22 protein-coding genes and 1 pseudogene are annotated in these 24,935 nt (G+C 71.6%); 11 read left to right on the forward strand and 12 right to left on the reverse strand.

Annotated elements, in window-relative coordinates; all coding sequences use genetic code 11:
- Window positions 1-95 (forward strand): adenosylhomocysteinase (locus BM424_RS15725; RefSeq protein WP_139274078.1); only part of this gene is annotated, 95 nt, incomplete at its 5' end.
- Window positions 96-233: 138 nt separating this feature from the next.
- Here BM424_RS15725 and BM424_RS15730 read toward each other — a convergent pair.
- Both BM424_RS15730 and BM424_RS15735 read right to left on the reverse strand, forming a co-directional pair.
- Window positions 234-1,214, reverse strand: a complete 981-nt coding sequence (locus BM424_RS15730) for an Acg family FMN-binding oxidoreductase (RefSeq protein ID WP_093418331.1) — start codon at window positions 1,212-1,214, stop codon at window positions 234-236.
- Window positions 1,215-1,272: 58 nt separating this feature from the next.
- The gene (locus tag BM424_RS15735; protein WP_093418333.1) at window positions 1,273-2,274 is read right to left on the reverse strand and encodes a LacI family DNA-binding transcriptional regulator; all 1,002 of its coding nucleotides are present in this window, start codon (window positions 2,272-2,274) and stop codon (window positions 1,273-1,275) included.
- A 107-nt stretch (window positions 2,275-2,381) separates the two neighbouring features.
- On the opposite strand from BM424_RS15735, the gene hisD reads away from it, so the two are divergent.
- The gene (gene hisD, locus BM424_RS15740; RefSeq protein WP_093418336.1) at window positions 2,382-3,701 is read left to right on the forward strand and encodes a histidinol dehydrogenase; all 1,320 of its coding nucleotides are present in this window, start codon (window positions 2,382-2,384) and stop codon (window positions 3,699-3,701) included.
- Window positions 3,702-3,766: 65 nt separating this feature from the next.
- Here hisD and BM424_RS15745 read toward each other — a convergent pair whose 3' ends face one another.
- Window positions 3,767-4,963, reverse strand: coding sequence for a phosphodiester glycosidase family protein (locus tag BM424_RS15745; RefSeq protein ID WP_093418338.1), 1,197 nt, complete (start codon window positions 4,961-4,963; stop codon window positions 3,767-3,769).
- A 275-nt stretch (window positions 4,964-5,238) separates the two neighbouring features.
- On the opposite strand from BM424_RS15745, the gene BM424_RS15750 reads away from it, so the two are divergent.
- Window positions 5,239-6,240, forward strand: coding sequence for a DivIVA domain-containing protein (locus BM424_RS15750; RefSeq protein ID WP_093418341.1), 1,002 nt, complete (start codon window positions 5,239-5,241; stop codon window positions 6,238-6,240).
- Between the two features lie 59 nt (window positions 6,241-6,299).
- A complete protein-coding gene (locus BM424_RS15755; protein ID WP_217649728.1) occupies window positions 6,300-6,917 on the forward strand; it encodes a class I SAM-dependent methyltransferase in 618 nt (205 codons plus the stop codon).
- Between the two features lies 1 nt (window position 6,918).
- Here the strand turns inward: BM424_RS15755 and BM424_RS15760 are convergent, their stop codons facing one another.
- From BM424_RS15760 to BM424_RS15770, 3 genes are all read right to left on the reverse strand, one after another.
- A complete protein-coding gene (locus BM424_RS15760; RefSeq protein WP_093418344.1) occupies window positions 6,919-7,464 on the reverse strand; it encodes a type 1 glutamine amidotransferase domain-containing protein in 546 nt (181 codons plus the stop codon).
- A gap of 82 nt (window positions 7,465-7,546) precedes the next feature.
- Window positions 7,547-8,506, reverse strand: a complete 960-nt coding sequence (locus tag BM424_RS15765) for an adenosine deaminase (RefSeq protein ID WP_093418346.1) — start codon at window positions 8,504-8,506, stop codon at window positions 7,547-7,549.
- A 23-nt stretch (window positions 8,507-8,529) separates the two neighbouring features.
- Entirely contained in the window at window positions 8,530-9,234 is a 705-nt protein-coding gene (locus BM424_RS15770; RefSeq protein WP_245775879.1) for a gamma-glutamylcyclotransferase family protein, read from the reverse strand.
- Between the two features lie 90 nt (window positions 9,235-9,324).
- Between BM424_RS15770 and BM424_RS15775 the strand changes: the two genes are divergently transcribed.
- The 6 genes from BM424_RS15775 to BM424_RS15800 all read left to right on the forward strand — a co-directional run bounded on the left by BM424_RS15775 (window position 9,325) and on the right by BM424_RS15800 (window position 14,518).
- Entirely contained in the window at window positions 9,325-10,275 is a 951-nt protein-coding gene (locus BM424_RS15775; RefSeq protein WP_093418349.1) for a phosphotriesterase family protein, read from the forward strand.
- A 95-nt stretch (window positions 10,276-10,370) separates the two neighbouring features.
- On the forward strand, window positions 10,371-11,549 hold the full coding sequence (locus BM424_RS15780; protein WP_093418351.1) for a thiolase family protein: 1,179 nt from the start codon (window positions 10,371-10,373) through the stop codon (window positions 11,547-11,549).
- A gap of 10 nt (window positions 11,550-11,559) precedes the next feature.
- Window positions 11,560-11,982, forward strand: coding sequence for a Zn-ribbon domain-containing OB-fold protein (locus BM424_RS15785; RefSeq protein ID WP_093418354.1), 423 nt, complete (start codon window positions 11,560-11,562; stop codon window positions 11,980-11,982).
- 58 nt (window positions 11,983-12,040) lie between these two features.
- Window positions 12,041-12,847: an effector-associated domain 2-containing protein gene (locus BM424_RS15790; protein WP_093418357.1), complete on the forward strand. Its 807-nt coding sequence runs from the start codon at window positions 12,041-12,043 to the stop codon at window positions 12,845-12,847.
- Between the two features lie 159 nt (window positions 12,848-13,006).
- Window positions 13,007-13,171 (forward strand): hypothetical protein, encoded by a 165-nt coding sequence (locus tag BM424_RS28865; protein WP_175548121.1) that lies wholly within the window; start codon window positions 13,007-13,009, stop codon window positions 13,169-13,171.
- Between the two features lie 84 nt (window positions 13,172-13,255).
- Window positions 13,256-14,518, forward strand: coding sequence for an HEXXH motif domain-containing protein (locus BM424_RS15800; protein WP_139274079.1), 1,263 nt, complete (start codon window positions 13,256-13,258; stop codon window positions 14,516-14,518).
- A 77-nt stretch (window positions 14,519-14,595) separates the two neighbouring features.
- Here the strand turns inward: BM424_RS15800 and fxsT are convergent, their stop codons facing one another.
- The 4 genes and pseudogenes from fxsT to BM424_RS15815 form a co-directional block, all read right to left on the reverse strand.
- Window positions 14,596-17,130, reverse strand: coding sequence for an FxSxx-COOH system tetratricopeptide repeat protein (fxsT, locus tag BM424_RS15805; protein ID WP_175548122.1), 2,535 nt, complete (start codon window positions 17,128-17,130; stop codon window positions 14,596-14,598).
- Between the two features lie 172 nt (window positions 17,131-17,302).
- Window positions 17,303-18,757, reverse strand: a pseudogene (locus BM424_RS28870) (SAV_2336 N-terminal domain-related protein); the annotation flags it as partial.
- A gap of 145 nt (window positions 18,758-18,902) precedes the next feature.
- Window positions 18,903-19,949: an AAA family ATPase gene (locus BM424_RS15810; RefSeq protein WP_093418367.1), complete on the reverse strand. Its 1,047-nt coding sequence runs from the start codon at window positions 19,947-19,949 to the stop codon at window positions 18,903-18,905.
- The gene (locus tag BM424_RS15815; RefSeq protein WP_139274080.1) at window positions 19,946-21,418 is read right to left on the reverse strand and encodes a VMAP-C domain-containing protein; all 1,473 of its coding nucleotides are present in this window, start codon (window positions 21,416-21,418) and stop codon (window positions 19,946-19,948) included. Before BM424_RS15815 ends, BM424_RS15810 begins: the two co-directional genes overlap by 4 nt.
- Before the next feature lie 263 nt (window positions 21,419-21,681).
- On the opposite strand from BM424_RS15815, the gene BM424_RS15820 reads away from it, so the two are divergent.
- Window positions 21,682-22,635 (forward strand): pyridoxal-phosphate dependent enzyme, encoded by a 954-nt coding sequence (locus tag BM424_RS15820; protein WP_093419222.1) that lies wholly within the window; start codon window positions 21,682-21,684, stop codon window positions 22,633-22,635.
- An 18-nt stretch (window positions 22,636-22,653) separates the two neighbouring features.
- Here the strand turns inward: BM424_RS15820 and BM424_RS15825 are convergent, their stop codons facing one another.
- Window positions 22,654-23,394, reverse strand: a complete 741-nt coding sequence (locus BM424_RS15825) for an SDR family NAD(P)-dependent oxidoreductase (RefSeq protein ID WP_217649729.1) — start codon at window positions 23,392-23,394, stop codon at window positions 22,654-22,656.
- Between the two features lie 31 nt (window positions 23,395-23,425).
- A complete protein-coding gene (locus BM424_RS15830) occupies window positions 23,426-24,868 on the reverse strand; it encodes a CehA/McbA family metallohydrolase (protein WP_093419223.1) in 1,443 nt (480 codons plus the stop codon).
- Window positions 24,869-24,935: the final 67 nt, after the last annotated feature.

The following is a 24,935-nucleotide window of genomic DNA, read 5'->3' on the forward strand; positions in this document are numbered from 1 at the left end:
TGGGTGTGAAGCTGACCAAGCTCACCAAGGAGCAGGCCGCCTACATCGGCGTCGACGTCGAAGGCCCGTACAAGCCCGAGCACTACCGCTACTGAGCAACCAGCCGTGAGTCTCCCGGCCCCCCACCACTCCCGGGAGGCTCACGGCTGGCCGTGTCCCGCGCAGGCGGAAACGCCTGCGGTGCGCGGAACTCGGCGCGGCATCCGCTGAGAACCCCGGGTGCCGCGCCGTTCTCAGTCCATCAGCAGGTCAGCCGGATCGCGGCGCGGCGTGTCCGGCACGGGGGAGCCGTAGCCGAAGCGCAGTACCGCCTGCGGGTGCAGCGACCCGCCCAGCGTCCGGCGCAGCTCGTCGCGGGTGTCGGCCACCTCCACGACCTGCGACAGCAGCGAAGCCGACAGGCCGCGCGCGCACGCCGTCAGCAGCACCCGCTGCAACGCCTGGCCGGCGCGGAGGTCGTCGGCGCGGCTGTCGTGGTGCGAGCACAGCACCGCCAGCAGCGGCTCGCGCTCGAAATCCTTGCCCGCCACCCGTTCTCGTGCCGAGCCGCCCGAGAAGTCCCGCATCACCCACAGGTCCTGCGGTTCCGGGCGCGGCCCCGCCGAGGACGCCGGAACCCCCTCGCTCACCTCGCGCGCACGCCCCGTCCAGCGCTCCAGCTCCGCGCGGAAGCGCTCGTCGTCGAGCTGGATCCGGTGCGCTCGCCGCGCGAGCTCGGCGAAGGCGTCGAGCTCGGTGCGGGCCAGCACCTGCAACCAGCCCTGCTCCCGCTGCGCGGCGCTGACCAGCGCGTGCCGGTCGGCACCCGGCACCGGCGTCTCCTGGAACGGGCGGCGGTTGGTGCGGCGTCGCGGGATCGCGTCGTGCAGCTCCTGCTCGGCCGGGGCCTGCTCGGTCCGGCCGCCGTCGCGGACCTCCGCCAGCAGCGTCGGCGCGCTCATCGACGACGGCGGATCCACCACCGGCCGCACGCCCTCGTGCTCCAGCGCGAGCCGCAGGTTCAGCAGCGCCGCCCCGCACGCCAGCCGCAGCTCGCGGTCCTCCGGATCGGTGGCCGGCAGCCGCCGCTGCGGATCGGCGTGCACCTCGATGACGTGCTCGGCGAGCCGGAACCGCCACGGCTGCCGGTTGTGCAGCGAAGGAGCGAGCCCGGCGCAGCGGATCACGTGCTCGGTCCGCTCGGCCGGCAGGCCCAGCGCAGTCGGAAAAGTCATCGCCAGCCCCTCGACACGTCCGGCCGCACAACGCCATCCGAGTCTGGCAGAGGCCCGGCTAGCCCGCCGGGTGCGCGGTGCGCGCGGTCGAACCGCGCACCACCAGCTCGCTGGGGAAGCGCTCCTTGCGGACGGGGAGATCGCGGTCGCCGATGCGGTCCAGCAGCAGCCGGACCGCACCGCGCGCCATCTCCGCGATCGGCTGCCGCACGGTGGTGATGTCGTAGGAGTCCCACGAGGTCATCGCGATGTCGTCGTAGCCCACCACCCACACGTCGTCCGGGACGCGACGGCCGAGCGAGACCGCGCCGTCGACCGCGCCCAGCGCGGTGAGGTCGTTCGCGCAGAACACCGCCGTGGGCGGGTCGGGCAGCTCCAGCAGCTCGCGCATCGCGGTGCGCGCGAGATCGTGCGCGAACCCGCCCGGTGCGCACAGCTCCTCGGCCAGCGGGTGCCCGAGCTCGGCGAGGCGCTCGCGGAACCCGCGCTCGCGGTGCCGGGCGGTGCTGGGCAGCTCCGGTCCCGCCAGGAAGCCGATGCGGGTGTGGCCGGTGGCCACCAGGTAGTCGGCGACCGCGCGGCCACCGCCGAGGTTGTCGGTGGTGACCTGGTCGCAGTCGAGCTCGTCGAGACCGCGGTGCAGCAGCACGATCGGGTCACCGCGGTCCACCGCCTCGGCGAGCTGCGGAGTCGCCTCGGTCGCGCTGGTGAAGATCAGGCCGTCCGCGGTGCCCTCGTCGAGCGATTCCAGCGCCCCGGACCCGTCCGCGCCGTTCCACAGCACCATCCGCCTGCCAGCGGCGTCGAGGGCCTCGGCGACCGCTTCGAGCAGCTGCGGGTAGAAGGGGTTGGTGATGTCGGCGACGACCACCCCGACCGTCGCGGTGCGCCGGGTGCGCATGGTGCGCGCGGCGGCGTGCGGCCGGTAACCGGCCTCGCGCATCGCGGCCAGCACGCGCTCCCGGGTCTGCGGGGCGACCTTCCCGTTGTCCTGCAGGACGCGGGACACGGTCATCTGGGACACGCCGGCCAGCCGTGCCACGTCCCGGCTGGTGACCACCGGGCACCTCCTTCATGTCTGCATCGAGGAAGGCCATCCTACGGGGTTTACGTAAACATCCGCGCGGCCTAGAGTCCGTGTGTACGTAAACATCCTGGGAGGGACTCATGACGTTCGCGCTGAAGCGGGCCGCGGAGAGCTCGGCGGCTACCACGACCTCGCTGCCCGACGTGCAGGACAAGGTCGCCGCGATCATCGCCGACATCCGGGAGCGCGGGGACGAGGCGGTCCGGGAGTGCTCGGCGCGGTTCGACAAGTGGGAACCGGAGGCGTTCCGGCTCTCGAAGGAGCAGATCGACGAGATCCTGGCCCGGGTTCCCGACCAGGTCATCACCGACATCGAGTTCGTCCAGCAGCAGGTGCGCGGCTTCGCCGAGAAGCAGCTGGAGTCGATGCGCGAGATCGAGGTCGAGACGCTGCCGGGTGTGCACCTGGGGCAGAAGCACATCCCGGTCGCCGCGGCGGGCGCCTACGTGCCCGGTGGGCGCTACCCGCTGCTGGCCTCGGCGCACATGACGATCCTGACCGCCAAGGCCGCCGGGGTGCCGCGGGTGATCGCCTGCACGCCGCCGATCCGCGGCGAGGTCCCCGACGCCACTGTGGCCGCCATGCACCTGGCCGGTGCCGACGAGATCTACCTGCTCGGCGGGGTGCAGGCGGTGGTGAGCATGGCGCTGGGCACCGAGACGATCGCGCCGGTCGACATGCTCGCCGGACCCGGCAACGCGTTCGTCGCCGAGGCCAAGCGGCAGCTCTACGGCGAGATCGGCATCGACCTGTTCGCCGGGCCGACCGAGGTCCTCATCGTCGCCGACGAGACCGCCGACCCGTTCGTGGTGGCCGTCGACCTGCTCAGCCAGGCCGAGCACGGCCCCGACTCGCCCGCGGTGCTCATCACCACCTCGGAGGCGTTGGGGCGCAGCGTGATCGAGCACGTCGAGCAGCTGCTGCCGGACATGCCCACGCGCGACAACGCCGAACCGGCCTGGCGCGACCACGGCGAGGTGCACGTGGTGCCCGACCTCGACGAGGCCTACCGGCTGGCCGACACCTACGCCAGCGAGCACGTGCAGATCCTCACCCGGCAGCCCCGCGAGGCGCTGGAGAAGATGCGCAACTACGGCGCGCTGTTCCTGGGGGAGGGGACCTGCGTGTCCTACGGCGACAAGGTGATCGGCACCAACCACGTGCTGCCCACCCGGGGGGCCGCCCGCTACACCGGTGGTCTGTGGGTCGGCAAGTACCTCAAGACGGTGACCTACCAGGAGGTGACCGACACCGACGCCAGCGCCCGCCTCGGCGAGGTCTGCGGTCGCGCCGCCCGCGTCGAGCTCTTCGAGGGCCACGCCCGTTCCGGAGACGTCCGCGCCGCCAAGTACGGCACGGCCGACCTCCCCTGGGCCCCCAACGCCCTCACCCGTTCCTGACAGCGAGGGGTGTCCACGGTGTCCGTGGAAACCGGGAATCCGGTTTCCACGGACACCGTGGACCGTCAGCGGGTGAAGACGCCGATCCCGTTGGCCACGGGGCGCTGCTGCCCGTCGGAGGGGACGTTGCGGACCGTGGCCGACGGGGTGTCGGGGGTCTTCACGGCCATCGTGGTGGAGCCGCCGCCGTCGAGGTTGACGCCGTCGGTGGCGCCGAGATCGGCCAGCAGCCCCGCGGTTTCGGCGAGGTTGAGGCCGGTGCTGATGGGGGAGCGGCCGTCGACGACGACCAGGTGCACCAGGCGCCCGTCGTCGCTGATCCCGGCCGCGGTGCGCGGGGCGAGCTCGGCGGTGTCCAGGCCGGTCAGCGGGGAACCCTCGCGCAGGATCGGCGTGGCACCGACCGCGAACGACAGCGGCATCCCGTCGTCCGGCCGCAGACCGGTGCGCACGCTGACCGGGTCACCGGGGTCGAGGGCCTCCAGCGCGGCGTCGCCGGCTTCCCGGCCGACGAGGACGACCGTGTCGTCCGGGATCGGGCCCGCGCCGGGCGGATCGGCCTCGGACTGGACGATTCCGTCGGTGATCACCACTTCCTCGGTGGCGGTGCTGCACGGGGCCGAGCGGTCGGTGTCGGTGCCGCAGACCGCTCGGGCGCGGGAGACCTCGCCCCAGTCGTCGGTGTAGGCGCCGATGCCGTCGACCGGCAGCGCGTACTGGTTCAGCCCCTCGATGTCGGCCGACCCGCCCGGCCAGACGGCCGCACCGGCCACCGAGAGCCGGGAAAGCCGCGCCCGGCCGTCGATCCCCACGGCGAAGACGTCCTCATTGGACGTTCCCGCCGGCAGGGCCGGGCCGAAGCGCTGACCGTCGGGAACCGCGCCCTTGAGCGCGCGGCCGCGGGCGATCTCCGGGCCCACCGACGAGCTCGTCGGCACCACCCCGGCGTGCTCCTCGCTGATGTTGAAGAAGTCCCCGTTCACGCCCGCCACCGCGCCCGCGGCGTTGGTCTGATCGGCGATCTCGTCCTTGGCCGCCACCGAACCCGGGTGCAGCAGGCCGAGTTTCGCGCTCGGCTCGGCGAGATCCACCGTCACCACGTGGCCGAGCACGGGACCGTGCGCGGTGGAGAGCTGGAACGGCCGGTAGCTCACCCCCGGTGCGATCACGACCTCGCCGTCCTGCGCGGCCGCCGGGATCGGCGACGCGAGCACCCCGCAGGTCAGCACGACCGCGAGCAGCCGGGCACCACGACCGGTCATCCGAAAACCTCCCCGCACTCCGGTGATCGCGGTCACTGAAGCAGCCGGTGGTGAACGGGCGGTGTGGTTGGAAAGAACTCGACGTGCAGCGCGGCCGAAGGGCACAGCCGGTTACCGCCGTTGGCCCAACGTGAATGGGCTGGCTCGGGCCTTGATCTGGAGTCCGGGTTTGGGCAAGCTGGAGCGCGCAATCGCGGGCGGTCGGGGGCCCGGCGCGACGAGCCGGGTATGCGTCCGAGTGGACTGAAGCGGACGCCCTGTGGAGGCCGGAGTACATGCTGACCCCTGATGACGTGCGGAATGTCGTCTTCGGCAGGGCCTGGCGCAAGGAGCGCGGGTACGACGAGGCCGAGGTCGATCACTTCCTGGGTCGGGTCGAGGCCACGCTGCGCGGTAAGCGACTGGTGACCGCGCGCGACGTGCTGACGATGCACTTCAGCCCGCGCAAGCGCGGCGGGCGGGCCTACAAGAAGCACCAGGTCGACGAGTTCCTGGACAAGGTCGCGCTGACCTTGATGAAGCTCGAGGTGCGCGCCGAGGAACGCGGCAAGTCGCGCCCGGCGGAGGACGCGGCCGCGCGCAAGCCCGACGAGACCCGCCCGAAGCCCGAGGAGACCGGCAGCATCCCGCTGCCCAAGCGCCCGGTGCGCGAACCCGCCCAGGCCCGGCCGGCCCAGAACACCCCGGCCCAGAACACCCCGGTCCAGAGCTCTCCCGCCCAGATCGAGCCCGCCGCGGCCGTCGAGCGGGTGCCGGAGGAACCCGGCCGCCCGGAGCGCTTCCGCGGCCTGCAGCCGGCGACCTCGCAGAGCACCGCGCTGGACAAGGCCGAGGTCGACGCGTTCATGGACCGGGTCCAGGCCACCCTGCGCGGTGCCGACGACCTCACGCCCAACGACGTGCTCAACGCCCAGTTCAACCCGCCCGCGCCCGGCATGCCCGGCTACGACGAGGCCGGGGTGCTGGCGTTCCTGGTGATGGTGTCCTCCAGCATCCGCAACATCACCCGCACCAACATGCGCGCGGTGACCACCGGGACGAACCTGCCGCCGGTGACCGCCACGGGCACGCAGATGCGACCGGTCACCGCGACCGGCACCGGGATGCGCCCGGTCGGCCCCGGGACCGGCACCAACCTGCCGCCCGCGACCGGGACGGGGACGAACCTGCCGCCGGTCGCGGCCCAGACCGGCGCGTTCCCCGCCCACAGCGGCGACGGCAACCGCCCGCCCCGGCAGCGGATGATCCCCGGACGGCGCCGGCCCCCGCGCCGCTGACGGCCGGGCTCGCGGAAACGCCCCGTGCGGGTCGCTGAGGTGCGGTAGCGTTCCGCGCCGTGGAGCGCTCGGAGAAGCTGCGGCGGCACTGGGACCGGTCTGCGCCGTCCTACGACGGCGTGATGGCGCGCTTCGACCGCTATCTCGCCGGCGACAGCAGGCGGTGGATCTGCTCGCGCGCCGCGGGCAGCGTGCTGGAGGTCGCGATCGGCACCGGCCTCAACCTGCCGCTGTACCCGGCGGGCACGCGGCTGACCGGCGTCGAGTGGAGCCCGGAGATGCTGCGGCGTGCGCGACTCCGCGAGGACGAGCTCGGCACCGGGGCCGACCTGCGCGAAGGCGACGCCCGGGCGCTCCAGTTCCCCGACGGCACCTTCGACACCGTCGTCTGCACGTTCTCGCTGTGCGCGATCCCCGACCACGAGCGGGCGATCGCCGAGATGCACCGGGTGCTGCGGCCCGGTGGGGTGCTGCTGCTGGCCGACCACGTGGTGAGCACCTCGTGGCCGGTCCGGGTGCTGCAACGCGCGGCCGAGCTGGTGACGGTGCCGACGGGCGGCGAGCACTTCCGCCGCCGCCCGTCCCGGCACCTGCCCGCTGCGGGCTTCGAGGTGATCGAGTCCGAGCGCTTCAAGCTCGGCCTGATCGAACGCCTCGCCGCCCGCAAGCGCGGCTGACTCAGCTCGACGCGATCGCCTTGATCACCGCGTCCTGGAAGGCGGGCAGATCGTTCGGGTTGCGGCTGGTCACGAGGTTGCCGTCGACGACGACCTCCTGATCGGTGACCTGGCCGCCCGCGTTGCGGATGTCGGTGCGGATGCTGGGGAACGACGTGAGCTGCCGCCCGTCGACCACACCGGCCTCGACCAGCGTCCACGGCCCGTGGCAGATCGCGCCGACCGGTTTGCCCGCGGTGACGAAGTCGCGGACGAACGACACCGCGGTGTCGTCGCGGCGCAGCTGATCGGGGTTGATGGTGCCGCCGGGCAGCACCAGGGCGTCGTAGTCGCCCACCGAGACCTGCGAGACCTCCCGGTCCACCGGGAAGCGGTCGGCCTTGTCGATGTCGCCGTTCATCGCCTGGATCTCGCCGGAGCGCAACGAGACGAGCTCGACCTGCCCGCCCGCCTGTTCGAGCGCCTCCCGGGGACCGGTCAGCTCGACCTGCTCCACGCCGTCGGCGGCCAGGACGGCGATCTTCCTGCCGGTGAGTTGGTCAGCCATGGTGGAAAACCTCCTTCGCGGGTACCCGGTCGTTCAGGTACCCGCGGAGGAGGCGGGCCAAACCCGTCCACTGGGGACGGTGTCAGCCGTCGATCTCGGCCTTCCACGCGGACTTCCGCTCGTCGTCGACGAAGCAGGCGTCGAAGGAGTTGCGCGCCAGCGTCGCCAGCTGCTCCTCGGTGATCCCCAGCTCGCTGCGCAGCGCCGCGAAGTTGTCGTCGACGTAGCCGCCGAAGTAGGCCGGGTCGTCGCTGTTGACGCACACCGCCAGGCCCTCGTCGAGCATCGCGGGCAGCACGTGGTCGGAGAGCTTGTCGACGGTGCGCAGCGCCACGTTGGACAGCGGGCACACGGTCAGCGGGATCTGCTCGTCGCGCAGCCGCGCCACCAGCTCCGGGTCCTCCATCGCGCGGATGCCGTGGTCGATGCGCTCGACGCCGAGCACGTCCAGGGCGTCGCGCACGTAGTCGGGTCCGCCCTCCTCACCGGCGTGGGCGACCCGGTGCAGGCCCTCGGCTGCGGCCCGCTGGTAGACCTCGGCGAACGGCGCCGGCGGGTGGCCGACCTCCGCCGAGTCCAGCCCGACACCGATGAAGCGCTCCCGGTACGGCATGGCCTTGCGCAGCGTCTCGGCCGCGGCGTCCGGGCCCAGGTCGCGCAGGAAGCACAGGATCAGGTCGGTGGAGATCGGCGAGTCCCGCAGCGCCCCGCCGATGCCCTCGAACACCGCGCCCAGCGGCACGTCGTTGTTCAGGTGCACCTGCGGGTCGAAGAAGATCTCCGCCCGCCGCACCCCGGCCCGCTCGGCGCGCGCCAGGTAGGCGCTGGTCAGGTCGTAGAAGTCCTGGTCGGTGCGCAGCACCGGCAGGTTCGCGTAGTAGAGGTCCAGGAACGACTGCAGATCCGTGAAGTCGTACTTCGCCCGCAGCTCGTCGAGATCGCTGGTGGGCAGCCCGACGCCGTTGCGCGCGGCCAGCTCGACCAGCATCTCCGGCTCGAGCGTTCCCTCGATGTGAATGTGCAGTTCCGCAGTCGGCAGCATGTGTATTCCTCCCCGGCCCCAACCTACCGGGGCGGGGGTCCCGGCTCGCCGGTGACCTCCACGCAGGTCAGGCCGTCGGCGGCGGCCGGGGTGCCGATCAGCTCGGCCGCCCGGTCCTGGCCGAGCTCGGTGCAGGGCACGCAGCGGCCGTCGACCAGCAGCGGGCGGCGGATCGCGCCGAGCGCGGCGTAGGCCAGCACCTCGGCGACCGGTCCGGTCTCCAGCTCGACGCGCTCGGGTCCCCGCAACCGCACCAGGCGGTAGCGCTCGCCGCGGCCCTCGCAGACGTCGAGCACGCGGCGCTGCTCAGCGGTGGCCAGCCACACCGCGTGGTGCTCGACCACCCCGGGCGCCCCGACCAGCACCGCCGGGCGCTGCCCGTCGCGCGCCCGCACCCCGGACGCCCACACCGCCGACAGACCGGTGCAGCGGGCGCGGAGCACCACGACGGGGCCGTCGAGCCCCAGCTCCTCGCGCAACCACGTGATCTTGCTCGGGCAGGCGTTGGAGCCGTAGGCCAGCACCGGCCACCGCGACGCCAGTGGCTCGTCGAGCACCGAATCCAGGCAGACCGACCCGACCCGCCAGCCCGAGGGCTGCGCGGCGTCCGCCGACAGCCGCCAGCCCCGCCCGTCGACGTGCAGGAACGAGTGGTCCGGGCGGGCTCCCGGATACGGGTCGGCCGGGAAGTCGGCATCGCGGAAATCCGCCGGTCCCAACGCGTTCACCGGACCAACATGCCCGGGCCGCGGCGGTTCGCGCAAGGCGCACGAACGTTTAGGGTGCCCGCCAGCGAGATTCGTCGAGGAGGACGCATCATGGTCGAGACCGTTCGCGGACAGGTGCCGGTGGACCAGCTGGGCACCGTGCTGATGCACGAGCACGTCTTCGTGCTCAACGAGGAGATCCGCCGCAACTACCCCGAGTTCTGGGACGAGGAGGCGCGGGTCGCCGACGCGATCCGCAGGCTGCGCGAACTCGCCGGGCGCGGCGTGAACACCATCGTCGACCCCACCGTCATCGGGCTCGGCCGCGACGTCGAGCGCGTCGCGCGCATCAACGCCGAGGTCGACCTCAACATCATCGCCGCCACCGGCCTCTACACCTACGACTCGGTGCCGTTCTTCTTCCGCATGCACGGGCCCGGCACGCTGCTCGGCGGCGACGACCTCATGGTGCGGATGTTCGTCAAGGACATCACCGAGGGCATCGCGGGCACCGGCATCAAGGCCGCGTTCCTCAAGTGCGCCATCGAGGAGGAGCTCACCCCGGGCGTGGAGCGGGTGCTCAACGCCGTCGCCGAGGCCCACAACCGAACCGGCGCGCCGATCACCGTGCACACCAGCCCCGGGCACCGCACCGGCCTGGTCGCCCAGGAGGTCCTGCGGCGCAACGGGGTCGACCTCGGGCGGGTCGTCATCGGGCACAGCGGCGACACCACCGACACCGACTACCTGCGCGAGCTCATCGACAACGGCTGCTACATCGGCATGGACCGCTTCGGCCTCGACGCCCTGCTGCCCACCGACGACCGGGTGGCCACCATCGCCAAGCTCGTCGGGGAGGGCCTGGCCGACCGGATGGTGCTGGCCCACGACGCCTCCTGCCACATCGACTGGTTCCCGCAGGGCGTCGTCGAGGAGGCCATGCCGAACTGGCACTTCACCCACATCCACGATGTGGTGCTGCCCGCGCTGCGCGAGGCAGGGGTGAGCGAGCAGCAGCTGACGACGATGCTGGTGGACAACCCGCGCCGCTACTTCAGCTGATCGCGGCGGCCGCACCGGAGCAGATCCGGTGCGGCCGTTTACAAAGCGGGTGCGCTCACCTACTTTCGGACCGAGATCGTCCGGAAGGGGGGCAGATGAGCAGTCGCAGTGACCTGCCCGCGCACCGCAGGGCCGCCATCGCCGGTCTCGGCATGACCGAGATGGGCAAGGTCTACGGCCGCACCGCGCAGCAGTTCGCCGCCGAGGCGGTCCGGCGCGCGGTGGACGACGCCGGGCTCGCGCTCGGCGACGTCGACGGCCTGCTGGTGTCGGCGGGCCTGGGCGGGGGAGTGGACCTGAGCCTGCAGGACGACCTGGGGCTGGAGGACCTGCGGCTGCTCAGCCAGATGCAGTCGTTCGGCTCCACGGCCGGCGCGATGGTGCAGCACGCGGCGATGGCGATCGAGGCGGGCATGGCCGACACCGTGGCCTGCGTGTTCGCCGACGCCCCGCTGCGCGAGGGCGCCTCATCGGGAGCCGCCTACGGGGCCGAGCGCTACTCGCCGAGCGGCTGGGCCGGGCTGGTGGCCACCAGCGGCTTCAGCGGCCCGAACTCCTTCTACGCGCTGGCCGCCCGGCGCCACATGCAGGCCTACGGCACCACCAGCAAGCAGCTCGGCGAGATCGCCGTGGCCCAGCGCTCCTGGGCGTCTCTGAACCCCCTCGCGCGTTTCCGCGACCCGATCGACATCGCCGATCACCAGGAATCGCGGATGGTCGCCGAGCCCTTCCACCTGCTGGACTGCTGCGTGGTCTCCAACGGCGGCATCGCGGTGATCGTCACCCGCGGCGACCGCGCCGCGTCGCTGGCCCAGCCCCCGGTGTCGGTGCTGGGCTGGGCGCAGGCCCATCCGGGCGGGTCGCTGCGCCGCGACGACGACCTCGGCCTGGTCAGCGGTGCGGCCCAGGCGGGACCGGCGGCGCTGCGGATGGCCGGGGTGAGCCTCGCCGACATCGACGTCGCCGAGCTCTACGACTGCTACACGTTCACGGTGCTGCTGACGCTGGAGGACTACGGCTTCTGCGCCAAGGGCGAGGGCGGCGAGTTCGTCAGCACCCCGGGCGTGCTCGGCCCCGGCGGATCGCTGCCGCTGAACACCGGCGGCGGCCAGCTGTCCGCGTACTACATGTGGGGTTTCACGCCGCTGTCGGAAGCGATCATCCAGGCCCGCGGCCAAGCGGGCCGACGCCAGGTCCCGAACCACGAACTGCTGCTGGTGTCGGGCAACGGCGGCATCTTCTCCCACCACAGCACCCTGGTGCTGTCCGCCTGAAGGAGACCCGATGGCCCTCGTCCCGGTCACCAGAGACCAAGCCAGCGCGGCGTTCTTCGACGGAACCCGCCGCGGCGAGCTGCTGCTGCCGCGCCGCCGCGACACCGGCGAGCACCTCAGCCCGCACACCCCGATCGCCCCGGACGACGACGTCGAGCAGGTCGCCGCGGCCGGCACGGGCCGCGTCGTGTCCTGGACCGTGGTGCACCACAAGCTCCCCGACGGCGGCACGTTCCGCGTCGTCGCCGGCATCGTCGAACTCGACGAAGGCCCGTGGTGGTGGACCGGCCTCGCCGACGTCGACCCCGACGCCGACCTCACCGACCTGCGCGTCCGAGTCGCCTTCGAACCCTCCGGCCCAAACCCCGACCACGAAGTGGTCCCGTACTTCGTGCCGGAGAATTTGTTGCAGGATCCAACGTTGGGCGCATGACAACTCGTCCGGGGCGCGTGAAACTGGAAGATCCGCGCATCCGGAGGAGGGGTCAGCGATGCCTCGGGTCTTCGTCTCCTACGCCCACGACTCCGAAGCGCACATGACCCGCGTCCGCGAGTTCGCGACGTTCCTGAGGGTGCAGGGCGTCGACGCCGAACTCGATCGGTGGGACAACCAGGACCGCCGGGACTGGCTGGCCTGGGCCATCGACGAGATGCGCAAAGCCGACTTCGTGCTGGTGATCGCCTCACCGATGTTCGCACGCATGGGAGACGGCTCGGAGCCCTCGGGCCGGCACCGCGGCATCCAGGCCGAAGCGGCGCTGCTGCGCGAACTCCTGCACCGCGACCGCAAGACCTGGTTCCGCAAGGTGCTCCCGGTGGTGCTGCCGGGAGGCGACCTGGACGGCATCCCGCTGTTCCTGCAGCCCTACAGCGCCTCCCACTACTTCGTCCACGACTTCACCCCCGCCGGCGCCGAACAACTCCTCCGCACCCTCGGAGGAGACCCGGAACACCCCAGCCCGCCCCTGGGCGGGGTGGCGGGGGAACCGGCGCCCGTGCTGTCCGCCGAGTCGGCGCCCGTGAAGACGTTCGAGCTCGTGGACGCGTTGCTGAAGGTTCCCGCGGTCGCCGAGGACGACAGCCGGCGCGTGCTGCTCGGGCTGCTGCGACCGGAGATCCGCAACGCCATCCCGCACCACGCCCGCACCCGCGCGCACGTGATCAACATCGCCAGGACCTGCCGCGACTACGAGGGCGGTCTGGGCGACCTCGTGCGCGCCCTCGAGGAATTGGAGGGGGATTCGATGCCGGTTCGCCGCGTCCGGGAGCTCGTCCAGCGCGCTGGTATGAGCGGGTGAGGGGCCCAATCCGGGTTGCCTCGCGCGGCGGTCGCCACGGCTCGCGCGCGCCGATTCCGGCGCCCGATCGGCCCATGTCGGCTGTGTTACGGCTCGGGCGTCATTGATGTGGAGGCATGCGCAACCACGCGGTTGTCCTACGACGGGGGAGGGCTGAGCATGACCTCGGACGGGGATCTGACGTCGGACCTGCTGGACCTGACAACGATGTCGCTGGCAGAACTCCGCACCACCTGCTCACCGGACCTCACCGAAGCGGTCCAGCGCGAACTCGCAGCCTGCGCCGCCGCACCGGCGGAGGACATCCAGGGGCAGAACCAATAGGTGGCGTTCCGCGCGGGGCGACGGCTGAAAGCCGCCGACGAGGATGGGATTGTCGTGAATCCGCAGGAGTTTCCGCGCCACAGGGTGAGTTCCGAGATGTTCGCCCAGGTCTGCGACGGGACCGCGAGCGAGAGCACGATCGCGCGCCTCGCCGAGGGCGAGCTGAGCCGGCGACTGCTGCAGCTGCGGGCCGTGCTGGACGCGGTCCGGCCGTCATCTGAGTCCTTTGTGGACGTCGAAAGCGCCTGGGGCTTGATCGAGCGCGCTGAGGAGCGCTCGTCCGCGGCGGTCAGGGAGATCCTGATGGCTCCCGAGGTCGGTGTGTGGCTGCGACACGTCCTCCACGGTTCGAATTGGGACGCACCTGTCGATCTGGGTTACCTGCACCTGGTGGCGGGCTCGGTGGCGATGCGCGCGGGAATCCCGTTCACCCTCGCGGTTCCGGTCCTCGACGGCCGAATCGTCCTGCCCGCCCTGGGATGGATTCGCGTGTCGTTGAGCTTCCCCGTGGCGGTGGCGGAGCTGCGCGGCGTTCCGGGCGGGGCGGAGCTCAGGGTCCTGGGACGCCGCCTCGACGTCTCGATCACACCCGCGTCGCCGCTCTTCACACCGGCGCAGTGGTGCGTGGCGGGTCCGCTGTCGGTGCGGTTGAGCGATCACGACCCGTACCGGGAGTTCGAGGGGCCCAACCCGGCACGCCCGCTCGGAGCGGAAGAGCAGGTGGAGTGGGCGAAAGTCATCGAGTCGGCGTGGGAGGAGCTCAACGCGGTCCAGCCGGAGAGGGGCGTGGAGCTGGCCGCGTGCTTGACCACGGTGGTCCCGATGGAACCGGATGCGGGCACCGTCGGTGCCTCGTCGCGCGGGGCCTTCGGTGCCGTCGCGCTCTCCCCGCCGAGATCGGCGGACCTCCTCGCCGAGGTGCTGCTCCACGAGTTGCAGCACAACAAGCTCAACGCGCTGATGAACCTGGTCGACCTCGCCGTCGACGACGGGTCCCTGTTCTACGCACCGTGGCGTCCTGATCCGCGGCCGCTGCCCGGGCTGCTGCACGGGGTCTACGCGTTCGCCGCCGTCGTCGAATTCTGGGCGGCCTACCTGCTCAAGGTGCCGGAAGCAGCGCGGGTGGAGGCGGAAACGCGGTTCGCCCACTTGCGGGAGCAGCTGCGTCGCGGGTTGAGCTCGATCGAATCGGCCTCCGGGCTCACCGCGTTCGGTCGCCGGCTCGTTGCGGGCGTCGATCGGCGCCTGACCGCGTGCGACGCCGTCGTGGTGTCGTCGGACGCGGTCGCGAGAGCCGTTGACCTGGTGGACCGGCACCATCGCACCTGGCGCAGCAGGAACGGCTGACCGTCGTCACGGCCTGAACCGGCCTGAGGTGCACCGCCGAGACGCGCTGCCCGGCGGTCCGCCTCCTCGCACTGCGGTCAGAGCTGCATGGTGTCCGTCTCGGCGTCGAGCCGGGCACCTTCCGTCGCGGCCTGGACATCGGGATGCTCGGGCCCCAGGAGGTCGCTGAGCGACTTCACCGTCTTGCTCCGCAGGATCGCGGACTCGTCGTTCCTGCCGAGCGACGCGAGGTCCAGGGACAGGTTGAAGGCCGTGATCAGCGTCGCGGGATGGTCGGCGCCCAGGGTGCGGGTCAAGCGCTCGTGCGTGTCCTCGTTGAGTTCGAGCGCGCCTTCCGGGTTGTCCTCGGCGGCGAGGTCACTGGCGAGATTGGTCGCGGTGACCAGCGCGAACGGATGGTCCTCGCTGAACACCGAGCGGAACGAGCTCAGCAGCCGCTGGTTGAGCTTGCGCGCCTGGTCGGCGCGGCCCAGGAGGCGCTGCGTCACCGCCACGTTGGTCAGCGTGACCAGGGTGAACGGGTGCTCGGGTCCGTTGGCCCTGGCGAGCGTGTCGGCGCTGCGCTCGCCGAGCTCCAGCGCTCTCGCCAGAGCGCCGAGCTTGCGGTGGCTCGTGGAGACGTTCATCAGCGTCGTCGCGGAGTCCTCGTGCACGGTGCCGAGTCGCCGGACGGCGCGCTCGTGGCAATCCACGGCCAGATCGCGCGCCTCCTCGTAGTGGCCCGTGCGCAGCTTCGCGACGGCCAGGCTCCGGGCCCCACCGCGCGTGACGATGTGGTCGTCGCCGAAGAGTCGTCGTTCCTTGGCCAGCGCATCGGCCTGCTGCTGCTCGGCTTCGGCGTAGTGCCCGCTCTCGCGCACGTCGATCGCGAGAGCGTTCAGCGAGGACATCGTGGAGACGTTCTCGGCGCCCAGGAGATCGACGCGCATTCGCCAAGTCTGGTCGTCGAGTTGGCGGGCTTGGGAGAAGGAACCGGCCAGTCGCAGCGCGCCGCAGTAGTTGAACGCGTAGCGCAGCGTCTCGGGGTCCTCCTCGCCGAGCAGTCTGCGGGCGCGGGAGTAGATGTCCTGCCGGATCTCCAGCTCCTGCGCGAGTTCGCCGTTGACGCGGTGATCGGTGGCGAGGACATCTGCCATGGTGATCAGGTGCTCGCTGTCGGCGTCGACCTGCTCGGCCAGGAGGTCGTAGGTCCGCTGGTTGAGCTCGCTGCCCTCCCGGAGCTGGCCGAACCGGCGCAAGGCGATGCCGTGCTGGCGGGCCATCTGCAGGGTGTCCAGGTGGGTTTCCCCGAGTTTCGAGGTGAGCTCCCGCCACGCCTCGCCGGAGAGATCCCGGGCGCCTTCGTAGTCGCCGATGTTGAGCAGGTACTGCACCAGGTGCACCGACACGCGCCGCACCCATTCGTCGTCGCAGCGCGCGGCTTCCGACTGGACGAAGTGGGGGAGCATGTTCTCGTAGCGCGGCCAGTTCTCGGACTCGGTCGGGTCCGACGGGGCTCCGGAGGCCAGCAGCAGGTGTACGACGTGGCGCATGTCCTCGTGCTCTTCGGCCGGAACCTGGTTTCGCAGGACGGTTTGCACCAGTCGGTGGAGTTGAAGCGTGTTTCTCCGGTGATCGATTTTCGCGAGGCTGTACCGGCTGAATTCGCGAATCGCGCGGTTGAGCTTGATCGGATCCATCAGCGCTTCGCGAAGTTCATCCGGCACCGGAATTCCGCGGGCGTGCGAGAAGTAATCCCGGCTGATCGGTTCCGGGCCGAAGAACGCGCAGATCTGCAGGAGTTGAAGTGCCGCCGGGTGCTCATTGCGCAACCGCGACAAGGTGACGTTCCAGACCGCGGCGACGGGGAGATCGGTGCTGTTGGATTCGACCGATTCCAGCAGCTCGTTTCGCCCTGCGTTGAGCAGGTCGACGTATTCGCTCACCGGCATGCCGGTCTGGGCTCTCCAGGCGGAGGCCTGCTCGATGGCCAGGGGGAGGTCGCCCAGGGCTTCGGCGAGCAGGTCGGCTTCGGCGTCGTCGATGGCGTCATCGCGCTTGCGCAGGAGCTCTTCGGATTCCTGGCGGGTGAACAGGTCGACCTCGACGGTGCGGGCGATGCCGGACCACTCGGGGTTCCGCGACGTCACGATGACGTGCCCGCCCACCGCCGGGATGAACGAGCGCAGGTCCTCGGGGCGGTCGGCGTTGTCGAAGACCAGCAACCAGCGCGAGAAGGGGGTCCGCCGCCGCAGCGCGTCGACCACCGCGGACACCGTGGCCTCGGCGGTGCTCGCCTGGGGCAGGCCCATGTGCCGGGCCAGTTCCACGAAGCTCGCCCGGATCTGGGTGAGCCGTTCGGCGGTGATCCACCAGATCAGGTCGTAGTCGCCCGCGTGCCGGTAGATGTACTCGACCACGGTCTGGGTCTTGCCGACACCGCCCAGGCCGTGCAGCGCTTCGGGCAGGACGGCGGTCGTGCCCGGCTCGGCGAGCTGGGTGCGCAACTGCTCCAGCAGTTGCGCACGGCCGACGAAACCCGGGTTGCGGAGCGGGATCTCACCGCCCCACACGGTCGGTTGATCGCTTGATGGGCCACCGTTCGCGGGCTGGGCGTAACCGGGAGCGGTCACGGCACCTCCTTCGGGGGCGGGTGGTGCCGCCTCTGCCGATTCGGGCAGAGACTCGAAAACCGTCAATTTCTCTTCCTTCGTCGGGGTGCTGTCCGGTAGGCTTTCCCGGTCTGGTGGGGAATCCACCAAATCAGTGTCGTCCTTGTCCAATCCGGCACTCCGGTGATCGGAATCAGATGACCCGAAGGTGCGACCTTCCGCGAAAATGCTGCCGATTCGGTTCGCTCGTGGTAGGTGGTGTCCGCTTAAGGCTCGCAGCAGTGTCTGTCTGCTGAATGCGCAGAATCGAGGCATTTTTCGCCGTGAGTTCAGGGATTTCAGAATCCTCGGGATAATCCACTGCCTCTTTGAAGCTTCGCAAACCCGGATCGTGCTCGCCCCAGTCGCCCACCAAGCGGGCTACTCGCACCGAGTCCGACCGGTAGCCGGTCGCCAGGAGCTCGGCGCGCACTCCGTCACCGAACTCGTGTGTGGGCACGGCGGGATCGCGCTCCGACGGATCGTTCGAGGTGCGCTGGAGCAGGCCGCTGAGCAGCACCTCGGCCAGCACCGACAGGTCGGAGTCGGGCAGCATGACGCGCTGGACTTCGCGCATGATCGGTGTGTTCAGCGGCACGGCGGCCAACAGCCCGGCCAGTTCGAAGGCCTGCGGCGAGGCGATCGTGCGGAAGCGCAGCACCTGCTTCTCGGCGTCGTCCTCGAGGAACTCGTCGGGAACCTCGCTGGTCTCCGGTTCCGCAGCGGTGTCGGCGAGGATCGCGGTGGTCTCGGTCCAGTCGGTCCCGGGCCGGGCCACCAGCCTCGACCACTCGGCCAGCCATTCCGGTGACTGCTCCAGCACCGGGATCGGAACCGCCTCGGGCCCGGGCTCCCCGGGTGGCGCGGCACCGAATCGGGCGCGGAGGCGACGGTTGGCGACGCCCGCTGCGGGTGCCGACAGCCGCACCGGCTTCGGTGCGAGCCCTCCCCAGTGCCAGAGCCTGCGCGGCATCACGTGCAGGACCGCGGTCGGGGCCACCGCGCCCCACCGGGCGAGCAGGCCGGACACCGCGCCGCTGCGCCACCCCGAGCCGATCGTGTCGGTGGCCACGAGGATCAGCCGTTCCCCCGCGGGATCGACGAGCTCGCGCCACCCGCGCGCGACGTCGGAGCCCTCCGCGGTGAGCACGAGGTCGTCCTGACGGGGCGCCGAGCTGTCCAGCTGGAACACCCGGACGTCGCGAAAGGCGCCGAGCCGTTCCAGCAGGTGCCGGAACTCGCGGACGACGGGCTGCCACAGGTCCATCGACTCGGCGATGTCGACCACCAGCGCGACGTCGAAGCGGCGGTCTTCGGCACGGCGCCACACCGGTAACCACAACCCGGAATCGGCTGCGTGCGCTGCGGTCTCCTCCTCATCGAGCTCGTGCCGCCACGGAGACGGAGCCGAGCGGGCGAACGGGCGCAGGGACCGTGCCAACTCGCGGCCGTGCCGCAGCGCGGGGACGGCCGAGGAGACCAGGGGAGCGGTGCTGGTCGCCCCGGCGCCCCCACCCGTCCGGGGTGCAGCAGCCGTCTCGGTTGCGGGCCCAGGTCTTCCCGCTCGCGCGTCCCGGTGGGCGCCTCGGTGTCGTCGGTTTCCGGTGGCGGGTGCTCCTCGGTCGCCTCCGGCGGTTCCGGTGCCGGCCGCTCGGGATCGGTTCCGGCGGAGGAGAAGTCACCGCGCGCCACGCAGCGGGCCAGCCAGAGCACGTCGCGGATCTCGCGGTAGGTGAGCTCGCTCGGTGGCTCGCTCATGGCTCCTCCGTCGACAACGAGTGCCAGACCGATTCCAGGACGTCCTGCCAGTCCTCCTCGACCGATCCCGCGCCGGAGGTGGCCATCTGCACCGCCAGGTGCACCGAGTTGAGCAGCTGGTCCGCGGCGAGTCCGCCGACCGCCTCGCTGCGCCGCAGGAACTCCCGGATCAGGCGAGCGACGTCGACGAGCTCGACCTCACCGAACTGCGCGGCGACCATCGAGGCCAGCTGCTCCGGCGACGGCGGCTCCAGGTGCAGCTTCAGGCAGCGGCGCAGGAACGCGGGCGGGAACTCGCGCTCGCCGTTGCTGGTGATGAGCACGATTGGGAACGCCCGGCAGCGCACCACACCCCGGTTCACCTCGGCGGTGCCGCCCTCGTCGTGGGTGAGGACCGTGACATCGGGCTCGCGCCGGGCGATGCGCACGAGTTCCGGGATCTCGTACTCGCCGTCCTCCAGGACGTTGAGCAGATCGTTGGGCAGGTCGATGTCGCTCTTGTCCAGCTCGTCGATGAGCAGCACGCGCGGCAGGTCGTAGGGCAGCAGCGCGGTACCCAGGGGACCCAGGTGCACGAAATCGCCGATGCCGGGCCGTTCCTCGCCCTCGCGCAGCGTCCCGGCCTCCTGCACCCGCGCGATCGCGTCGTAGTGGTGCAGCCCGGTCTTGAGCTCGGTCCGGCTCGTCACCGGCCAGCGCAGCACCGGCCCCAGGCCCAGCTCGCGGGCGATGAGGTAGGCCAGGCTCGACTTGCCGGTGCCCGGACGACCGGTCACCAGCAGCGGGCGCCGGAGGTAGATCGCCGCGTTGACCATCTCGACCTCGTGCCGGTGCGGGGTGCGCGGCCGCTGGTCGACGTACCCGATGCGCCGGGTGGTCTCGTCGACGTCCTCGCCGGGCACGGTCACCGAACCGGTACCGCGAAAACGGCGCCACGGCGGCGGTTCCGGCAGCGCGCGCAGCGGGGGATCGGCGGCGCGGCCGGTGCCGCGGTAGACCCGCCAGTCCCCGTTCGGCTCGACCTCCGGAGTCGCGTCGGTCACGGCCTCACCCCTTCGGTGCCGGGACGTGTCGGAACGACGACCCGGTTCGGGTCGTCCCACAGCAAGGTCAGATCGGACGCGGGGCGCGCGACGCCCGGCTCGGCGTCGGCGCGGGCGCGGGCGAGGCGGACGCGCTCCAGCAGCTCGGCGCCGTGGCAATGCAGGAGCTGTTTGACCAGGGCTCGGAACTCCGGATCGGTGCAGTCGTCGCGGTGCCACAGCATCAGCGGAATCCCGTCGCGCACGCCCACAGTCAGTTCATCGAGTCCTGCGCTGCCCGAGAGCGGTGGTGCGCTCAGGACCATCGACAACAGTCCCAGATCGCTCATCAGCACCCCGCCCAACGCCTCCGGCGGACGGTCGCCGGACCAGTGCACGGCCTCTTCCGGCAGCACTCCCGCGTCGTCCAGGCAGCCGCTGAGTCGCCGCCAGCGCTGCCGCCAGTGCCGCCGGTACCTGGTCTCGCTCATCCGCTCCTGCGACCGCACCGCGACCGGGAATCGGGTGCCGATCGGCTGGGGGATCTTGTCGGGCGGTTCCCACGGCCACCGGTCCACGTCGAGGTTGAGCAGCTCGTCCGGCAGCACGAACTCGATGCGCACCTCGGGCTCGAAGCGCGCCCACTCCTCCTCGACTTCACCGATCAGCTCCGCGACCGCGCGCTTGAGCTCGTCGAGATCGCCGATGACGTCGCCGCCGCGCAGCGGTTGCCAGCCCTCGGCGGCGTCCAGCTGCCGCCAGTGCGTGAGCCGGCACCGCCGGCCCGACGGGCTGTCCGGGATGATCTGCACGATCAGGTAGGCGGTGGACTGCGGCTCCGGCCCGACCTCGGGACTGCGCGCGCAGCGGGCCCGCATCTCGGCCAGCTCGTCGGTCAGCCCCAGCCGCTCGGTCTGATCGTCGGCCCACCTGTGCATCTCCGCGCGCAGGGCTGGGGGCACCCTGGGCGCCAGGTGCTCGATGAACGACAGCAGCCTGGGCAGACCGGAAGCTTCGGAGTTGAGCAGGCCCACCGCGTTGAGGTAGTCGACGAGAGTCGCGGTGGGCGGCAAGCGGTGCCCGGACGGGCGGGTCACGTGGACGTAGACGTCGGCGATCTCGGGGATCGCCACGCCGGACAGCAGCATGAGCAACCGCTCGCGCTCGCGCTCGGGCCACAGCTCCGCGGTGCGCAGCGCGTCGACGGCGTGGCGCACCTCCTGCATCTGCCGGGTGTTGCCCTCGGCCTTTTCCAGGGCGTACAGCAGCGCGTCGAACGCGTCGGGGTGGCGCTGGCAAGCCTCGACGATGTTCCACACGTGCTGGAACGGGAGGGGGCTCTCCACCACGGCGAACGGTTCGCCCAGCAGCTCGCCGATGATCCGGGTGAGCGTGACGCGCCCGGAAGCATCGTGCAGGAACGGCACCGGCAGCAGCGCGCTCACCAGGCTCAACGCGCCGCTCCTGCCGAGGTTCCTGCCGCCACTCATGATCACCTCGGGTGCCGAAGGGCTTGGGTGTGCTCATGTTAGTGAGATCGTCCGGGCTCGGTCTGCTGCCGACCGTGGGAAAGTGGTTGTCGCGGCGTTGAAATCCGCTCACCCTCGGTGTTCAAGGGGGCGTTCGTCGGAATCCCGGGCGACCGGGTAGACGTATCCACAGTGGACGGCCGGTGCCGTCGGAGGTCGATCGCGCGTGGTGGTGCCTGAGTGACTACCGTGCTCCTCGAGCGGATTCTTCGGGGAGGCGCGTGGTGATCGGGATCGAGGACGTGGAGGCCGCTGCTGCGGCTGTGGCGGGGCACGTGGTGCGGACGCCGGTGGTGAGCAGTCCGGGGTTGTCGGAGCTGCTCGGGGTGCCGGTGACGGCGAAGCTGGAGCTGCTGCAGCGGACCGGGTCGTTCAAGGCGCGGGGTGCGGTGGCGAAGCTGCTGTCGCTGAGCGAGGCCGAGCGGGCCGCCGGGGTGGTGGCCGTCAGCGGCGGCAACCACGGCATCGCGCTGGCCGTGATGGCCGGGGCGCTGGACGTCAAGGCGACCGTGGTGATGCCGGAATCGGCGCCGAAGCGGGCCGTGGAGGTGGCCGAGGCCGCCGGGGCGACCGTGCGGCTGTGCCCGGACATGGCGGGCGCGTTCGCGCTCACCGATCAGCTGCGGGCCGAGGGCGGCACGCTGGTGCACCCCTTCGACGACCCGGTGGTCATCGCCGCCCAGGGCACCGTCGGGCTCGAATTCGCCGAGGACGCGGGCGAGTTCACCGACGTGCTGGTCAGCATCGGTGGTGGCGGCCTGATCTCGGGCGTGGCCACCGCGCTGCGGGCGAAGCGGCCGGGCGTGCGGATCTGGGGCGTGGAGACCGAGGGCGCCGAGGCGATGTCGCGGGCGCTGGCGGCCGGCGGGCCGGTGCCGGTCGAGCTGTCGTCGATCGTGTCGACGCTGAGCGCGCCGGCCGTGTCCCAGCTGACCTACGACACCGCGCGCGAGCTCGTCGACGACGTGCTGGTCGTGCCCGACGCCGAGGCGGTGCGCGGCGTGCTCGACCTCGCGCAGCACGCGAAGCTGTGGGCCGAACCCGCCGCGGGCTGCCTGCTGCCTGCCGCGCGGCGGGTCATCGCCGAGCACGGCGACGTCAAGCTCGGTCTCGTCGTCTGCGGCGGCAACGCCACGCCGGACGACGTGATGGCCTGGGCCCAGCGCTTCGGGGGCTGAGCGGCCCCCGAAAGCGGGTCACTGCGAGCGGTTGATCACCCGGGCCGAGGTCTGGTCGCGGGCCAGCAGCAGGATCTGGTCGACGTTGACGTGCGGGGGACGGGTCGCCACCCACGAGACGGTCTCGGCGACGTCCTCCGCGGTCAGCGGGTTCGTGCCCTCGTAGACCGCGTCGGCCTTCTCCTGGTCGCCGCGGAAGCGCACCAGGCTGAAGTCGGTCTGCACCAGGCCCGGGTCGATCTCGCACACCCGGATCGGCTGGCCGAACATCTCCAGCCGCAGCACCCGCGACAGCGCGGCGACCGCGTGCTTGGCGGCGTTGTAGCCGCCGCCGGTGGCGTAGGGCTCGCGGCCGGCGACCGAGCCGATGTTGATGACCTGCCCGTCACCGGAGTCCAGCAGCTTCGGCAGCAGCGCGCGGGTCACCCGCAGGGTGCCCATCACGTTCGTCTCGTACATCCACCGCCAGTCCTCGTCCTTGGCCTCCAGGATCGTCTCCGAGCCCACGGCGCCGCCCGCGTTGTTCACCAGCAGGTCGCAGCGCTCGATCGCGCCGGTGAACGCGTCCACCGAGGCCTGGTCGGTGACGTCGAGCTCCAGGGCCCGGCCGCCGCAGCTCTCGGCGACCTCCTTCAACCGGTCCAGGCGGCGCGCGCCGAGCACGACGTCGAAGCCGGCCTCGGCCAGAGCCTTGGCGCTGGCGGCGCCGATCCCGCTGCTGGCCCCGGTGACCACGGCTACCGGCGTTGGCTTGCTCATCGAAATCCTCCTCGAACGTGGCGGGTCGGCCCTAACCTAACTCGCCGAGGAAGATCGGGTTGGTCAAGGCGACCGCGGTGTCGCCGCGCCGCACCTCCACCCGCGCCCAGCGGGTGTAGCGGCGGTAGGTGGTCCAGCTCGTCGAGCCGGTCGCGCTGTGCTCCAGCCCGAGCTGGTCGAGGACGCGGACCTCGGTGCCCGGGACACCGGACACCGACACCTCGAAGGTCACCGGGGTACCGGTGTCGACGGGCAGCGTCTCGCCGATCCCGGCGCTGCGGCCGCCCGCGGTGGCGGTGAACTCCAGCTGCACCGAGGCGGATTCGGCCAGCCACGAGCGGCCCGTGCGCAACCCCGCGAGCAGGTCCTCGCGCCGCAGGGAGTCGGCGAGCACGACGGTGTGCGGGCTGCCGACGGCGTCGGTGGGGTTGTGCGCGTCGGAGTTGCCGATCAGCGGGATCCAGTGGCCGGTGCGCAGCAGCCCGTCCCACTGGTGCAGCGCGGCCTCCTCCTCGGCGGTCCAATCCTTGTTCCAGACCTCGATGAGGTCGGCCAGCGCGTAGTCGAACTCGTAGGTGCAGCCGAAGCAGTTGGCGAACGGGTGGGCGGCCACCACCAGCCCGCCCGCGTCGTGGACCTGGTCGACGAAGCGCCGGAACCCGCGCGGATCCGTCGAGCGGTATCGCCAGTCGATCCACTCGCCGGGCGGCAGCCCGATCGCCGGCCAGTGCCCGGAGCGGGTGGTGACCTCCTCGCCGTTGAGGATCAGCAGGTCGTCGGTGGCGTGCTCGCCCCACTGCCACGACGCCGACGGCGTGTTGTGCTCGGTGGAGGTGATGAAGTCCAGCCCGGCCGCGCGGGCGGCCTCGACGAGCTCGGCCGGGGTGCGGCGGCCGTCGGAGTGCACCGTGTGCAGGTGGTTGTCGCCGCGGTACCAGGCGCGGCCCCGGTCGCGGGCGGGCGCGGTCTCCGGCGCCGGGTTCGGCTTCGCGGGCGCGCCGGGCTCGCCGAAGCGCAGCGTCACCTCGACCCGGTACCGCATGCCCTGCGGGGCCACCGTGTAGGGACCGAGCACGACGTGCCAGGTCCCCGGCTCGATCGGTCCCGGCAGGTAGCCGGGTGTCGCGGCCGAGGCGCTGAGCGTGAAGCGGTCGCGGAAACCGCCGGACCAGCCGCGAAACCCCCGGGCGTCGCCCAGCTCGTGCCCGTGCGGGCCGAAGACGCCGATGTCGCAGGCGTTCCCGCGGGCTCCGTCCGGGACCTCCGGTTCGTCGTAGGAGTAGACGACCTCCAGCTCCGCGACGCCCTCGGGCACCTCGACCGGGAGATAGAACCAGTCCTCGACGCCCGGCGGCAACGTCCCGGTCGCCGTGCTGGTCCGCTCACCCCCGGCCTGGGCGGAGAACGCCACTCCCGGAAGCAGGTTCACCGCCGCGACCGCTCCCGACGCCGCCAGGAAACCCCGTCTGCTCACCACGTCACGACCTCCTCGCTCTCGCCGAATCCAGCCAGGCCCGCGTGGCCGGGGTGTGAACGCTGCT

It is taken from the genome of Saccharopolyspora flava, assembly GCF_900116135.1.
GTDB classification, from domain to species: Bacteria; Actinomycetota; Actinomycetes; order Mycobacteriales; family Pseudonocardiaceae; genus Saccharopolyspora; species Saccharopolyspora flava.

Bases quoted from the DNA above. Each gene is read 5' to 3' on its own strand.
- BM424_RS15730 (WP_093418331.1), bottom strand. From the start codon at position 1,214: ATGACTTTTCCGACTGCGCTGGGCCTGCCGGCCGAGCGGACCGAGCAC.
- hisD (WP_093418336.1), top strand. From the start codon at position 2,382: ATGACGTTCGCGCTGAAGCGGGCCGCGGAGAGCTCGGCGGCTACCACG.
- BM424_RS15745 (WP_093418338.1), bottom strand. From the start codon at position 4,963: ATGACCGGTCGTGGTGCCCGGCTGCTCGCGGTCGTGCTGACCTGCGGG.
- BM424_RS15750 (WP_093418341.1), top strand. From the start codon at position 5,239: ATGCTGACCCCTGATGACGTGCGGAATGTCGTCTTCGGCAGGGCCTGG.
- BM424_RS15760 (WP_093418344.1), bottom strand. From the start codon at position 7,464: ATGGCTGACCAACTCACCGGCAGGAAGATCGCCGTCCTGGCCGCCGAC.
- BM424_RS15765 (WP_093418346.1), bottom strand. From the start codon at position 8,506: ATGCTGCCGACTGCGGAACTGCACATTCACATCGAGGGAACGCTCGAG.
- BM424_RS15775 (WP_093418349.1), top strand. From the start codon at position 9,325: ATGGTCGAGACCGTTCGCGGACAGGTGCCGGTGGACCAGCTGGGCACC.
- BM424_RS15780 (WP_093418351.1), top strand. From the start codon at position 10,371: ATGAGCAGTCGCAGTGACCTGCCCGCGCACCGCAGGGCCGCCATCGCC.
- BM424_RS15785 (WP_093418354.1), top strand. From the start codon at position 11,560: ATGGCCCTCGTCCCGGTCACCAGAGACCAAGCCAGCGCGGCGTTCTTC.
- BM424_RS15790 (WP_093418357.1), top strand. From the start codon at position 12,041: ATGCCTCGGGTCTTCGTCTCCTACGCCCACGACTCCGAAGCGCACATG.
- BM424_RS28865 (WP_175548121.1), top strand. From the start codon at position 13,007: ATGACCTCGGACGGGGATCTGACGTCGGACCTGCTGGACCTGACAACG.
- BM424_RS15815 (WP_139274080.1), bottom strand. From the start codon at position 21,418: ATGAGTGGCGGCAGGAACCTCGGCAGGAGCGGCGCGTTGAGCCTGGTG.
- BM424_RS15825 (WP_217649729.1), bottom strand. From the start codon at position 23,394: ATGAGCAAGCCAACGCCGGTAGCCGTGGTCACCGGGGCCAGCAGCGGG.